This window comes from Janthinobacterium sp. BJB304 (assembly GCF_002735765.1).
Lineage (GTDB): Bacteria > Pseudomonadota > Gammaproteobacteria > Burkholderiales > Burkholderiaceae_D > Janthinobacterium.
This window is the reverse complement of the sequence record NZ_PDZN01000009.1, coordinates 121,993-135,353: the sequence shown is the minus strand read 5'-3', so window position 1 is coordinate 135,353 and position 13,361 is coordinate 121,993. Positions and strand designations below refer to the sequence as shown.

The window sequence follows — 13,361 nt, the reverse complement described above, 5'->3', positions numbered from 1 at the left end:
CCGGCCGCAACGTGCGCCGCTCCCAGTGTTTTTGCCACCCTGGTGAGCAAAAAAGGGCACGCCGGCGGCCGCTGCCAGCCATTTCCGCGCATTTAATCAGCCGTATTAAGCAGCATTGCCTACCAGTTTGTTACAATGCCTTATAGATAAATTGACGGCATTACACCACTGCACGCGCTGCAGTCCCACACATGGAAGCGAACCCATCATGATGCGTACATCGACACTCTGGACATTCCTCGCCCTGCCCCTGCTGGCATGTTCAGCCATTGCCAGCGCCCAGACGCCAACCAAACCGAGCGACGCGCCGCCACAACTGGAACGTATCGAGGAAATGGGCGAAGCGCCCATCACCGTGGCGCCGGCCGCCGCCAAGCAGCAGATTACCGAAAAACGCGAAGCGGGCGTCACCAGCGAAGTGAAAGTCACCAGCGGCGGCAGCACCTATTACATGAAGCCGGCCGCCGGCGGCGACCAGGCCCACAGCGGCGCCCTGCGCGGCCCGCAATGGAAAGTACTGGAATTTGATCTGGGCAAGAAGAAACAGAAACAACGCGACGAAGAGGCAGCGGACGCGCCAGCACCGCCCGCACCAGCGAAGTAAGCAGCCACTCTCTTCTGCCCTGCCCCGGCCATGCGCGGGGGCAGCCGGCTTTTTTTGACCTTTTAGACCATTCCTCTCTTTCCCATGGCAGTTTTTACCGCGCTACACCTGGACGATATCGGCCAGTGGATCACGCAGTTTCCACTCGGCAAACCTCTGGCGCTCAAGGGCATCGCCTCCGGCATCGAAAACAGCAATTTCTTCCTGAGCACGGAGCGCGGCGAGTTTGTGCTGACGATCTTTGAAAACCTCAGCTTCGCGCAATTGCCGTTCTATCTGCAACTGATGCGCCATTTGGCGGACCGGGGCGTGCTGGTGCCCGCACCGATCGCCAATGTGGACGGCGAACTGGTGACGGCCCTGCAAGGCAAGCCGGCCGCCATCGTCAGCAAACTCGACGGCAGCTCGCAGATGGCGCCGCAAGCCGTGCATTGCGCGGCCGTGGGCGCCATGCTGGCGAAGATGCACCTGGCGGCGCAGGACTTCCCCCTGCAGCAGCCGAATTTGCGGGGCCTGGACTGGTGGAACGCCACCACGCCGCTGGTCTTGCACCATCTCGACGATGCCAGGGCGCACCTGCTGCGCGCGGAAATCCACTTCCAGGACGCCTTTGCCGCCTGCGATACGTATAAAGCCATCCCGCGCGGTCCCGTGCATGCCGACTTGTTCCGCAACAACGTCATGTTTGACGGCGAGCGCCTGACGGGCTTTTTCGACTTTTACTTTGCCGGCTGCGACACCTGGCTGTTCGACGTGGCCGTCACCGTCAACGACTGGTGCGTGGACCTGGCCACGGGCGTGCTCGACAAGGTGCGAGTGCGCGCCCTGCTCGACGCCTACCAGGCCGTGCGCCCGTTTACGCACGAAGAACAAACGGCATGGCAACCGATGCTGCGCGCCGCCGCGCTGCGTTTCTGGCTGTCGCGCCTGTACGATTATTACCAGCCGCGCGAAGCGGAAATGCTGACACCGCACGATCCCACGCATTTCGAACGCATTCTGCGCGAACGTATCGCCACACCTGCTCCGGAACTGTTTTAAACATGGAAAAATTACCTGCAAGTACAGGTTGGCAATGGGTGAAACAGGGATTCGCCCTGTTTCGCAAGCAACCTGGCGGCATGTCGATGCTGTTTCTCGGCTATATGTTCTGCATGCTGGCCGTCAGCATCGTGCCCGTGCTCGGCCAATTGCTGCCCGTCATCCTGGTGCCCGTGTTTTCCGTGGCCTTCGTGCAAGGTTGCCTGAATATCGACCAGGGCAAGCGCGTCCTGCCCAGCCTCTTGATTTCGGGCTTCCGCAAACCCGCGTTTCCTTCCCTGTTCGGCCTGGGCGTGCTGTACATCCTGATGGCCATCGTTGCCATCGGCGCCTCGACCCTGGTGGACGACGGCTTGCTGTGGAAACTGGTCACGGGGCAACTGACGGAAGAAGCGGCACGCGCCGCCATCCCCGACTCGCGCCTGGGTCTGGGCATCCTGCTGGCCATCGTGCTGTACGTGCCGGCCGCCATGGCCTTCTGCTTTGCCGCGCCGCTGATCTACTGGCGCCAAACCGGCCTGGGCAAGGCGCTGTTCTTCAGCTTTTTCGCCGTCTGGCGTTCGCTGTCGGCCTTCATCGTCTTCGCCGCCACCTGGTTCGCCATCAGCGTCGTCACCAGCCAGTTACTGGCCGTCATCTTTGGCCGCACGCCGCTGATGATGCAGCTGATGATGCCCCTGTCGATGATACTCACCATCATCATGCATTGCTCGTTCTACGCCGCCTACCGGCAAATCTTCGGCCTGCCCGTCGATGAGAGCAAGACGGTGTCGCTGGACAAGACCGGAGAGTGATCACCGGCCAGATGTAAAAAGGGGCAGCCTGCGCAGGCTGCCCCTTTTTTATATATCGAATGCCTTGCAACGCCAACAATGATGTCGGATGACGCTGCGCTAATCCGACCTACGCGCCAGACCAGATCAGCGTTCCTGGCGTAGGTCGGATTAGCCGAAGGCGTAATCCGACGCCATCGTCAGCCATCCCGCGTACCACATCACCGTCCCAGACGTTCCAGCTTGGCGATCCCCAGGTCCAGCACCTTCATGCCGTGCTGTCCGAAGTTGATCTGCGCGCGCGCATTGCCGCCGCCGCCTTCGATATTGACGATCACGCCTTCACCGAACTTGGCGTGCGCCACCGATTCGCCGATGCGCCAGCCGCCGCCCGTGGCTTTTTGCGCGATCTTTTGTGCAATCGCATTGTCCGAACCGAGGCTGGCCACCTTGGGCGCCTCGTCCCAGGCTGACTTGCGGTTGCCGAACCAGTTCGCCTGCACCTTCGGCGACAGCCATTTCAAGGACTCTTCCGGCAACTCGTCGAAGAAGCGCGACTTCATGTTGTAGCGCGTCTGGCCGTGCAACATGCGCGTCTGCGAGAAGCTCATGTAGAGCCGCTTGCGCGCGCGCGTGATGGCCACGTACATCAGCCGGCGTTCCTCTTCCACGCCGTTGTCTTCCTTCGAACTGCTTTCGTGCGGGAACAGGCCCTCTTCCAGGCCCGTAATGAACACATTGTCGAATTCCAGGCCTTTGGCCGAATGTACCGTCATCATCTGCAGCGCATCCTGGCCCGCCTGCGCCTGGTTGTCGCCCGCTTCCAGCGACGCGTGCGAGAGGAAGGCGGAGAGCGGCGACATCACGGCCGGCAGCGGCGCGTCGGCATCTAAAATTTCGATGCCGTCCTGGTTGGCGACGGGTGCGCCCGACTGCGCCTGGGCGGCAGGCCCCAGGTGAGCCGGTGCGCCCTGTCCAAAACCTTCCTCGGAAATGAATTGGCTGGCCGCGCTGACCATCTGCTCCAGATTCTCGATGCGGTCGGCGCCTTCCTTTTCATTCTGATAATGCTGGAGCAAGGTACTCGCTTCCAGCACGACTCTGACCATTTCCGGCAGAGATAATTGCTGCGTTTCGAAGCGCACGCCTTCGATCAGTTTCACGAAACCGGCCAGCACGCTGCCCGCCTTGCCCGCCACATACGGCACGGATGCGTACAGCGAAATGCCGTACTGTTCCGACGCGGCCTGCAATTGCTCGATCGAACGCATGCCGATGCCGCGCGTGGGGAAATTGACCACGCGCAAGAAAGCGGAGTCATTGTGCGGATTGTCCATCAACTGCAAATAGGCAATTGCGTGCTTGACCTCGGCGCGCTGGAAGTAGCGCTGGCCGCCATACACGTGGTACGGAATCGCGGCCGAGAACAGCGCATGTTCGATCACGCGCGACTGCGCGTTCGAGCGGTACAGAATGGCGATTTCGCTGCGCGAGGCGCCATCGGCGATCAGGCTTTTCGCTTCTTCGATGATCCACTGCGCTTCCTGCAAGTCGGAACTGGCTTCATACACGCGCACCTGCTCGCCATGGCCCGCGTCCGTGCGCAAATTCTTGCCCAGGCGCTTGCTATTGTTCGCGATCAACACGTTGGCACTGTCGAGGATGTGGCCGTGCGAGCGGTAGTTCTGCTCCAGCTTGATCAAGTTCTTGACCTGGAACTCATGCTCGAAGGCGCTCATGTTGCCCACGTTGGCGCCACGGAAGGCATAGATGCTCTGGTCATCGTCGCCGACGGCAAACAGGGCGCCGCCATCGCGGCTGCCGTGGCCGGCCAGCAATTTCAACCAGTTGTATTGCAGGTTGTTCGTATCCTGGAACTCGTCGACGAGGATGTGGCGGAAGCGCGCCTGGTAATGCTCGCGCAACGGTTGATTGCGGCTAAGCAATTCATACGTGCGCAGCAACAGTTCCGCAAAATCGACGACGCCTTCGCGCTGGCATTGGTCGTCGTACAACTGGTAAAGCTCGACCATCTTGCGCTCATGCGCGTCATACGCTTCCACGTCCGTGGCGCGCAAGCCCTGGTCCTTGGCGTTGTTGATGAAATACATCACCGTCTTCGGCGGGAATTTCTCATCATCAATGTTGTTCGCCTTCAACAAGCGCTTGATCACGGATAGCTGATCCTGCGAATCGAGGATCTGGAACGTCTGCGGCAAGGCCGCGTCGCGGTAATGCGTGCGCAGCAAGCGGTTGCACAGGCCGTGGAAGGTACCGATCCACATGCCGCGCGTGTTGATCGGCAGCATGGCCGACAGGCGCGTGAGCATTTCCTTGGCGGCTTTATTCGTAAAGGTCACGGCCAGGATGCCGGGCGGCGATACCTGCTGGGTCTGGATCAGCCACGCAATGCGGGTGGTCAGCACGCGGGTCTTGCCCGAACCGGCGCCGGCCAGGATCAGCGCATGCTGGGCCGGCAGGGTGACGGCAGCCAATTGTTCGGGATTGAGGTTGTGAAGAAGATTTTGCATCCCGTGATTATACCGGCATGGCTAAAAATACTGTGCATTTGTCCAGCGGTCGCGCCATTTTACCCACGCGCGCTACAATCGGCATCCCGACACAATGGCCTGTATCCCCATGACACCACCCACCCACCTCGACGGCGCCCGCGTACTGACCTGGGCCTGGTCCGACCAGCCCTTCGGCCACGTCGCCAGTGAAGACGGCACCGCCCCCGTCGCCATCCACGGCCTGGCCGTGTGCCAGTATGCGGGCGAGGCGCGCGTCTACCGTTTCAGCTGCGACGCTCGCTGGGAAACGCTGCAGGATGAGGTGTATGCGAGCGAAGACGAGGCCAGGGCGCAGCTGCCGGCGCAATACCGGGCCGTAGCCGCCAGCTGGAACCAAGTCTAGCGCACCGGCTTGGCCTTGCCTTCGCTGAGCGCCTGGGCAATCACCTGGCGCGTGGCCTTGTCGGCTGCCTTGGTGGCTTTTTCCTGCTGGCGTCCCAGCGCTTCCATCTGCTTGCCCAGGGTTTCCATCGGCTTGCCGCGCTGATCCATCTGGCGCGACAGCGCATCCACCTTGTCCGCCTCGCGTTCTTGCGCGGCGGCAATGCGGTCGTTGACCTCTTCCATGGCGTCCTGCGCATCTTCCATCTGCTGCTGCAGGCGTTCCACCTCGCGTCCGGCCGCGCGGCGCGCCGTCTCCGTGGTGGCATGCGCCTGGCGGCGTGCCGCCTCGCCCATCTTGCGGCCCAGTTCCTGCTGCTGGCGGCCCAGCGCCTGCAGTTGCGCCACATCGCGCGCGCCGACGTTCGCCTGCGCCGCGCCATGGGCGCCCATCTTGCTGCCCAGTTCGCCCATCGCCTTGCCGTGTTCGCTCATCTGCTTGCCCAGGCCGCTCATCTGAAAGCCCAGATCTTGCGACGGTTTCCAGGCGTCGCGCACGCGGGCCAGCAGCGCGGCATCCTGCGTCACATAGCCCTTGCCCTGGTCGCGGAACCACAGGAACTGTCCCTTGAGCGAACGCTGCAGCTGCTTGATCTGCTGGCCGTCGACATCGGTGCCGGCCATGGTCACGCTATCCTCGCTGCTGTCGACGAGCGCATAGCCATCGCCGCTGCCCATGGAAATATTGATCTGCTTGCTCGGCGCGGCCGGTGCGGCCGGTGCGGCCGGCGGCGCGGGCGGCTGCGGCGGCTGCACGGCCAGCGCGCTGCCGCCAAGCAGGATACCGGCCAGGCTGAGGATCAAACGGTGGGAAGTGGACATGGCTGCCTCGTCGCAAAATTAGTGGAGCATTGACTGTAGCGATGGATGGCGCACGGCTCCAGCGCGGTGCGACAGGCTGCAAAAAGACCTGCCTGGATGGCAGACACGGACGATGGATGGCACGCGGGCAAAAAAAACGGAGGCCGCAGCCTCCGCAAAAACGCCGTGGTACGGCGTATTTCAATTAATACAGCACGACGGAGCGGATCGATTCGCCGCTTTTCATCAGGTCGAAACCTTGATTGATATCATCGAGCTTCAGACGGTGCGTGATCAAGTCGTCGATATTGAGCTTGCCTTCCATGTACCAGTCGACGATCTTCGGCACGTCCGTGCGGCCGCGCGCGCCGCCGAAGGCGGAACCTTTCCACACGCGCCCCGTCACCAGCTGGAATGGACGCGTGGAAATTTCCTGTCCGGCCGCCGCCACGCCGATGATGATGGACTGGCCCCAGCCCTTGTGGCAGCACTCGAGCGACTGGCGCATGGTGGTGGTGTTGCCGATGCATTCAAAACTGTAGTCGGCTCCGCCGTCCGTCAACTGCACGATGGTGTCGACGACGTTTTCCACTTCGTTGGCGTTGACGAAATGCGTCATGCCGAACTTGCGCGCGATGGCCTGGCGCGCCGGGTTGATGTCCACGCCGATGATTTTATCGGCGCCGACCATCTTGGCCGCCTGGATCACGTTCAGGCCGATGCCGCCCAGGCCGAACACGACCACGTTGGCTCCCGCCTCGACCTTGGCCGTAAACAGCACGGCGCCCACGCCGGTGGTGACGCCGCAGCCGATGTAGCAGACCTTGTCGAACGGTGCGTCTTCGCGGATTTTTGCGAGCGCGATTTCCGGCACGACGATGTAGTTCGAGAAGGTGGAGGTGCCCATGTAGTGGAAGATGGGCTTGCCGTCGATGGAAAAGCGCGAGGTGGCGTCCGGCATCAGGCCGCGGCCCTGGGTCGAGCGGATCGACTGGCACAGGTTGGTCTTTTGCGACAGGCAGAATTTGCACTGGCGGCATTCCGGCGTGTACAGCGGGATGACGTGGTCATCCTTCTTCAGGCTTTTCACGCCCGGGCCCACGTCGACGACGATGCCGGCGCCTTCATGGCCCAGGATGGACGGGAAGATGCCTTCGGGATCGGCGCCCGACAGGGTGTAGTAATCGGTGTGGCAAATGCCCGTGGCCTTGATCTCGACCAGTACTTCGCCCTCGCGCGGGCCGGCCAGGTCGACTTCTTCGATGGTCAGCGGGGCGCCCGCCTTCCAGGCAATCGCTGCTTTGGTTTTCATGTGTGTCCTGTCAAAATTTTAAGGTGCGCTACAGCGCGCCAGCATTAACCATGATAGCAAGACAATTCGCCGATGACGAGTGCACGCCCGTTCGGAACGCCACGACGTCTGACAAAATCGTAGCGAGCGGATGTGAGTTGTGGCCGAGAAGCGCAGCTGTGCGCATGCACAGTGAGCATCGCCGGCCGCAAATCGCACCGCGCAGTAGATTTTCTCAGACGTTCTTCTTGGCCCGGTTGAGGAAGGCGCCGTGCAGGCCGTTCAGGGTTTCCTCGGCCAGCAACAGCTGGCTGGCGATTTCATTGATCTTGCGGCGGCTGGAACGGGCATGGTCGCGCAGCACTTCGAACGCCGTGTTGCGGTCCGTCTGGAACTTGCCCATCAGCAATCCAACGGCCAAACTCGTTTCGCGTCCGGCGGCCAGGGCCGCGTTCAGGTTCAGCTCGGTACGCCGCAGCTGGCGGATCTCGTCGGCACGGGCCAGGCCCGCTTCGAACGCGGGCATCAAGCGGCCTTCATCGACGGGTTTCACCACGTAGCCGACGGCGCCGTAGGCAGCCGCCTGCTTGCCCGATTCGCTGTCACCGCTGCCGGACAGGAACATGAACGGCACGCCCGTCTCGCCATGCAGACGCTTGGCCAGTTCCAGGCCGGACATGCCCGGCATGTGGATGTCGAGCAAAGCCAGGTCCGGCTCGCGCTGAGCGATCAGCTGCAGCGCCACTTCGGCCGAATGGGCCAGGGCCGTCTCGTAGCCGGCATGGCGCAGGACTTCGCCGAGGAATTCCAACAGGAGCTGGTCATCGTCAACGATCAGGATAAGGCGTTTCGCGGCGGCTGGCTGACTCATGGGTGGGGAACCTCGGTAATGAATGATGTTCTTATTATATGCCGATTATTGCCCCAAATCAGCCCCGTATGTCCATGCTCATGCCGCGAATAATTGATTGAATTGCTGCACCGCAATATTCACATCGTCCGCCTCGTATGCATTATTAAAGACGCTGCTGATGGCCGCCACCATGTCGGCGCCGCGCGCCACCAGCGGCGCCGCGTTCTCCGGCGTCATGCCGCCGATCACCACGCAGGGCAAGGCGATCTCGCGTTTCGCCTGCAGCACGATGTCCAGGGGCGTGGTCACCGGATACTTTTTCACCAGCGAAGGATAAAAGCCGCCGAAGGCCACATAGCTGGCGCCGCCGGCCTCGGCCGTCCTGGCCAGGGCCATGTCGCCATAGCAGGAAGCGCCGACGATCTTGTCCTTGCCCAGGCGCGCGCGCACCTGCGCCACGGACGCGTCCAGGCCGCCCACGTGCACGCCATCGGCGTCGAGTTCTTCGCACAGCTCGATAAAGTCATTGATGATGAAGGGCACGCCATACTTGCGGGCCAGGGCCAGCAAGGCGCCCGCCTGCTCGCGCCGCTGCTGCGCCTCGGCGCTCTTGTGGCGGTATTGCAGCAGGGCCACGCCGCCGTGCAAGGCCTGTTCCGTGATGTCGAGCAGGCGGTCGGTGTCGTCCCAATTCGGGGTAACCAGATACAGTCCACGCATGATGTTTCCTTATTGAATGAATCGTTGCGGCATAAGCTGACCTGGCGCAATCGCATACGCGCCGGTCAGGGCCGCATGGCAATAGCTTTGCGCCAGATCAAGCGCTTCAGGCAATGCCTGTCCCAGTGCAAGGCGCGCCGCGATGGCCGAGGCCAGGGTGCAGCCGCTGCCGTGAAATTCTCCGGGCAGGCGCGGCCAGCGCCATTCGCGCTCCCCGCCAGCGGCGTCAAACCAGCGGTTGATGATCGTCTCGCCCTCGCCATGGCCGCCCGTCACCAGCACGTGGCCACAGCCTTGCGCGCGCAACGCTGCTTCGCCACCGAGAGCCAGCGCTTCGGGCCCGTTCGGTACGATCACGGTAGTCACCGGCAGCAAGGGCGCCAGCGCCAGCACGGCATCATCCCGGCTGAGCACGTCGCCATGGCCGCTGGCCAGCACGGGATCGAGCACCACGGGCAAGTCCGGCCGGCTTTGGCGCAATTGCGCGATCAGCTGCGCGATGACGGCCGCATTCGCGGCGCTGCCGGGAATGCCGATCTTCACGGCATCGATGGCGATCTTGTCGATCAGCGCCAGCGCCTGCCGGCGCAGCAGCTCCGGCGCCACCGGCTCGACAGCAAACACGCGGTCATTGTCCTGCACCGTCAGCGCCGTGATCACGGGCAAGGCATGCGCGCCCTGCGCCGCAATCGCGACAATATCGGCGGCGATGCCGGCGCCGCCCGACGGGTCGGCGCCGGCAAACACCAGCACCGTCGGCAACGTTGGCACCATCACGCCAGGCGGCCCGCCATCGGCGACGATGGGGAAGCGGCAAATTTGCGCGGCATGCGTCCCGCCAGAAACGCTTCGCGCCCGGCCCGCACGGCCAGCTTCATGGCACGCGCCATGCGCACGGGGTCGCGCGCGCCGGCAATGGCCGTGTTCATCAGCACGCCATCGCAGCCCAGTTCCATGGCGATGGCCGCATCCGACGCCGTGCCCACGCCCGCATCGACGAGCACGGGGACTTTCGCCTGGTCGATGATCAAGGACAAGTTCCACGGATTCAGGATGCCCATGCCCGAGCCGATCAGGGACGCCAGCGGCATGACGGCCACGCAGCCGATCTCTTCCAGAATCTTCGCCTGGATGGGGTCGTCGCTGCAGTAGACCATCACGTCGAAACCATCCTTGACCAGCGCTTCGGCCGCAATCAACGTTTCCGGCATGTGCGGGAACAGGGTCTTTTCATCGCCCAGCACTTCCAGCTTCACCAGGTTGCGCCCGCCCAGCAGTTCACGCGCCAGCTGCAGGGTGTAGACGGCGTCTTTCGCGTTGTAGCAGCCGGCCGTGTTCGGCAGTATCGTGTACTGGTCGGGCGGCACGAAGTCCAGCAGGCTGGGCGCGTTCGGGTCCTGGCCAATGTTGACCCTGCGGATCGCCACCGTGATGATCTGCGCCTCGGCAGCGTCCGTCGCTTCGCGCGTCTGCGGCAAATCCTTGTACTTGCCGCTGCCCACCAGCAAGCGCGATTGATATTGCTTGCCTGCGATGGTCAGCAGGTCGTCATGTGTTGCGGTATTCATGTGCTTTTCCTTGTCTATTCTCAACTCAGCCGCCGCCGATGGCGCGGACTATTTCAACCTGGTCTTGCACCTGCAAGACCTGTCCCGGCCACGCCTTGCGCGGCACGACGCTGCGGTTGACGGCCAGCGCCAGGGCCTGGTTTTCCAGCGACAGGGCGGCGATCAATTGGTCCAGGGTTTGCCCCGGCGGCACCTGGTGCGGTGCGCCGTTGAGCGTGATGGATATCAATGCAGGCATCACGCTCTCCTTCAGACCTTGCGGTACAGCTCGGCGCCGTTCTTGATGAACTCGATGGCCTTGATTTCCATGCCCTGCTGGAGCGCCTTGTCTTCCGCGATGCCCATGCCGGCCGCGTATTCGCGCACTTCCTGCGTGATCTTCATCGAGCAGAAGTGGGGGCCGCACATGGAGCAGAAATGCGCCACCTTGGCCGAATCCTTGGGCAAGGTTTCATCGTGAAATTCGCGCGCCTTGTCCGGGTCCAGGCCGATGTTGAACTGGTCGTCCCAGCGGAATTCGAAGCGGGCTTTCGACAGCGCGTTGTCGCGGATCTGCGCGCCCGGGTGGCCTTTCGCCAGGTCGGCCGCATGCGCCGCGATCTTGTAGGTGATGATGCCGTCCTTGACGTCGGCCTTGTTCGGCAAGCCCAGGTGTTCCTTCGGCGTCACGTAGCACAGCATGGCCGTGCCGTACCAGCCTATCATGGCCGCGCCGATGCCCGAAGTGATGTGGTCGTAGCCGGGCGCGATGTCGGTCGTCAATGGTCCCAGCGTGTAGAACGGCGCTTCGCCGCACTGCTCCAGCTGCAAGTCCATGTTTTCTTTAATGAGTTGCATGGGTACGTGGCCCGGGCCCTCGATCATCACCTGCACATCGTGTTTCCAGGCAACCTGCGTCAGCTCTCCCAGGGTCTTCAATTCGCCCAGCTGCGCCTCGTCGTTGGCGTCGTAGATGGAGCCGGGGCGCAAGCCGTCGCCCAGCGAGAACGACACGTCGTAGGCCTTCATGATTTCGCAAATCTCTTCGAAATGCGTGTACAGGAACGATTCCTGATGGTGAGCCAAACACCATTTGGCCATGATGGAGCCGCCGCGCGAGACGATGCCCGTCAGGCGCTTGGCCGTCATCGGCACGTAGCGCAGCAGCACGCCCGCGTGGATGGTGAAGTAATCGACGCCCTGCTCGGCCTGTTCGACAAGGGTGTCGCGGAAGATTTCCCACGTCAGATCTTCGGCCTTGCCGTTGACCTTTTCCAGCGCCTGGTAAATGGGCACGGTGCCGATCGGCACGGGGCTGTTGCGCACGATCCATTCGCGCGTTTCATGAATATGTTTGCCAGTGGACAAGTCCATCACGTTATCGCCGCCCCAGCGGATGGCCCAGGTCATCTTTTCCACTTCCTCGCCGATCGACGAGGTGACGGCCGAGTTGCCGATATTCGCGTTGATTTTCACGAGGAAATTGCGGCCGATGATCATCGGTTCGACTTCCGGGTGGTTGATGTTAGCGGGGATGATGGCGCGACCGCGGGCGATTTCCTCGCGCACGAATTCCGGCGTGATTTCGGCCGGAATGCTGGCGCCGAAGGACTGGCCCGGGTGCTGGCGGCCCATCAGGTCGGCCAGGCGTTCGCCCATGGGGCCGGAAGCTTTCAGTTCGCGCAAATACTCCTGGCGGCGCATGTTTTCGCGGATGGCGACGAATTCCATTTCCGGCGTGATGATGCCCTGGCGCGCGTAATGCATTTGCGTCACGTTCTTGCCGGCAATGGCGCGGCGCGGCTTGCGGTGCAGATTGAAACGCAGCTCGGCCAGCTTCGGGTCCGCCAGGCGGGCGATGCCATAGTCGGAGGTGGGGCCGGGCAATTCTTCCGTATCGGCCCGCTCCATGATCCACGGCAGGCGAGGCGTATCGAGGCCCGAGCGGATGTCGATCTGCACGTCCGGGTCCGTGTAGGGGCCGGACGTGTCGTAGACGTAAATCGGCGGATTCTTTTCGCCGCCGAACGACGCTTCCGTGTCGGACTGGCTGATCTCGCGCATGGGTACGCGGATGTCGGGGCGGCTGCCTTCGACGTAGATCTTGCGCGAATTGGGCAGCGGCGCGATGGCAGCTTCGTCGACCGTGGCGGTGGCGGAGAGGAATTTCGGGTTGGCGTTCATTTTGGCTCCTTGGCTAGACTATTTTTAAGCCTGGAGCCAGCTAAGGAGGTTCGGAATTACGCACGCGGAAAGGCGGGGTGCGTTCATCCTAAAGCTTCCCTTCGCTGGCATTATCCAGATCAGGTTCGGAGGGTATTTCTCACCCGCGCTTGCACCGTGTTTCCACAGCGAAAGGCAGGACCCCTAGCGTTTGCCGCCTTGCGGCAGCGAGCCAATTATACGCGGTTCACGCCGCGTGGCCAGATGATTTCTTGCCGGTGTCGTCTTTGCGCATCTGCTGCAATGCAGCAGACGCCATCGCGCTTATTTCTTCTTGCCCCAGCGCCAGGCGGTCGGTTCGCCCTTCAGCTGGCAGATGAAAATGAGCACGGCAACGATGGCCGCTTCATACACGATGTAGCCGACGAGCATGGTTTGCGGCGGGAACAGGAAGGCGCCGCAGGCGAACAGCGCCAGCGCGGCCAGGAACACCAGCCAGCCCTGCCAGGTGATGGGCAAGCCCCATCCCCAGCCATAGGTCTTGGCGGGAAACCAGTAGGAGGGAGATTTGTCAGTCATGATTTTTCCTGGTCAATATCAATAACGCCAAGTAT

14 protein-coding genes and 1 riboswitch are annotated in these 13,361 nt (G+C 62.4%); of the genes, 4 read left to right on the top strand and 10 right to left on the bottom strand.

The features are described 5' to 3' along the window. Window positions 1–208: 208 nt before the first annotated feature. The 3 genes from CSQ95_RS12860 (at window position 209) to CSQ95_RS12850 (ending at window position 2,439) form a co-directional block, all read left to right on the top strand. Complete coding sequence (locus tag CSQ95_RS12860) at window positions 209–604, top strand: hypothetical protein (RefSeq protein WP_070290043.1); 396 nt, start codon at window positions 209–211, stop codon at window positions 602–604. Between the two features lie 84 nt (window positions 605–688). Next, on the top strand, window positions 689–1,645 hold the full coding sequence (locus CSQ95_RS12855) for a homoserine kinase (protein WP_070290042.1): 957 nt from the start codon (window positions 689–691) through the stop codon (window positions 1,643–1,645). 2 nt (window positions 1,646–1,647) lie between these two features. Next, a complete protein-coding gene (locus tag CSQ95_RS12850; protein ID WP_070290041.1) occupies window positions 1,648–2,439 on the top strand; it encodes a BPSS1780 family membrane protein in 792 nt (263 codons plus the stop codon). A 200-nt stretch (window positions 2,440–2,639) separates the two neighbouring features. Here CSQ95_RS12850 and CSQ95_RS12845 read toward each other — a convergent pair whose 3' ends face one another. Beyond that, window positions 2,640–4,949, bottom strand: coding sequence for a UvrD-helicase domain-containing protein (locus CSQ95_RS12845; RefSeq protein ID WP_070222661.1), 2,310 nt, complete (start codon window positions 4,947–4,949; stop codon window positions 2,640–2,642). Between the two features lie 109 nt (window positions 4,950–5,058). On the opposite strand from CSQ95_RS12845, the gene CSQ95_RS12840 reads away from it, so the two are divergent. Next, window positions 5,059–5,334, top strand: a complete 276-nt coding sequence (locus CSQ95_RS12840) for a hypothetical protein (protein ID WP_099409788.1) — start codon at window positions 5,059–5,061, stop codon at window positions 5,332–5,334. Here the strand turns inward: CSQ95_RS12840 and CSQ95_RS12835 are convergent. From CSQ95_RS12835 to CSQ95_RS12795, 9 genes are all read right to left on the bottom strand, one after another. Further along, complete coding sequence (locus tag CSQ95_RS12835) at window positions 5,331–6,194, bottom strand: hypothetical protein (protein ID WP_143449964.1); 864 nt, start codon at window positions 6,192–6,194, stop codon at window positions 5,331–5,333. The genes CSQ95_RS12840 and CSQ95_RS12835 overlap by 4 nt on opposite strands. A gap of 184 nt (window positions 6,195–6,378) precedes the next feature. Further along, complete coding sequence (locus CSQ95_RS12830) at window positions 6,379–7,485, bottom strand: S-(hydroxymethyl)glutathione dehydrogenase/class III alcohol dehydrogenase (protein ID WP_034749160.1); 1,107 nt, start codon at window positions 7,483–7,485, stop codon at window positions 6,379–6,381. Window positions 7,486–7,699: 214 nt separating this feature from the next. Further along, a complete protein-coding gene (locus tag CSQ95_RS12825; protein WP_070290035.1) occupies window positions 7,700–8,335 on the bottom strand; it encodes an ANTAR domain-containing response regulator in 636 nt (211 codons plus the stop codon). A 78-nt stretch (window positions 8,336–8,413) separates the two neighbouring features. Continuing rightward, window positions 8,414–9,037, bottom strand: a complete 624-nt coding sequence (gene thiE / locus CSQ95_RS12820) for a thiamine phosphate synthase (RefSeq protein WP_070290033.1) — start codon at window positions 9,035–9,037, stop codon at window positions 8,414–8,416. 9 nt (window positions 9,038–9,046) lie between these two features. Next, window positions 9,047–9,811 (bottom strand): hydroxymethylpyrimidine/phosphomethylpyrimidine kinase, encoded by a 765-nt coding sequence (locus CSQ95_RS12815; protein WP_070290031.1) that lies wholly within the window; start codon window positions 9,809–9,811, stop codon window positions 9,047–9,049. Further along, window positions 9,811–10,605: a thiazole synthase gene (locus CSQ95_RS12810; RefSeq protein WP_070290029.1), complete on the bottom strand. Its 795-nt coding sequence runs from the start codon at window positions 10,603–10,605 to the stop codon at window positions 9,811–9,813. Before CSQ95_RS12810 ends, CSQ95_RS12815 begins: the two co-directional genes overlap by 1 nt. 25 nt (window positions 10,606–10,630) lie before the next feature. Further along, window positions 10,631–10,834: a sulfur carrier protein ThiS gene (gene thiS / locus CSQ95_RS12805; protein ID WP_099409862.1), complete on the bottom strand. Its 204-nt coding sequence runs from the start codon at window positions 10,832–10,834 to the stop codon at window positions 10,631–10,633. Between the two features lie 20 nt (window positions 10,835–10,854). Then, entirely contained in the window at window positions 10,855–12,768 is a 1,914-nt protein-coding gene (gene thiC, locus CSQ95_RS12800) for a phosphomethylpyrimidine synthase ThiC (protein WP_099409786.1), read from the bottom strand. Between the two features lie 79 nt (window positions 12,769–12,847). Then, window positions 12,848–12,963: riboswitch (TPP riboswitch) on the bottom strand. Between the two features lie 108 nt (window positions 12,964–13,071). Then, window positions 13,072–13,326 carry a hypothetical protein gene (locus CSQ95_RS12795; RefSeq protein ID WP_099409785.1) on the bottom strand — a complete coding sequence of 85 codons (255 nt, stop codon included), beginning with the start codon at window positions 13,324–13,326 and terminating at the stop codon, window positions 13,072–13,074. Window positions 13,327–13,361: the final 35 nt, after the last annotated feature.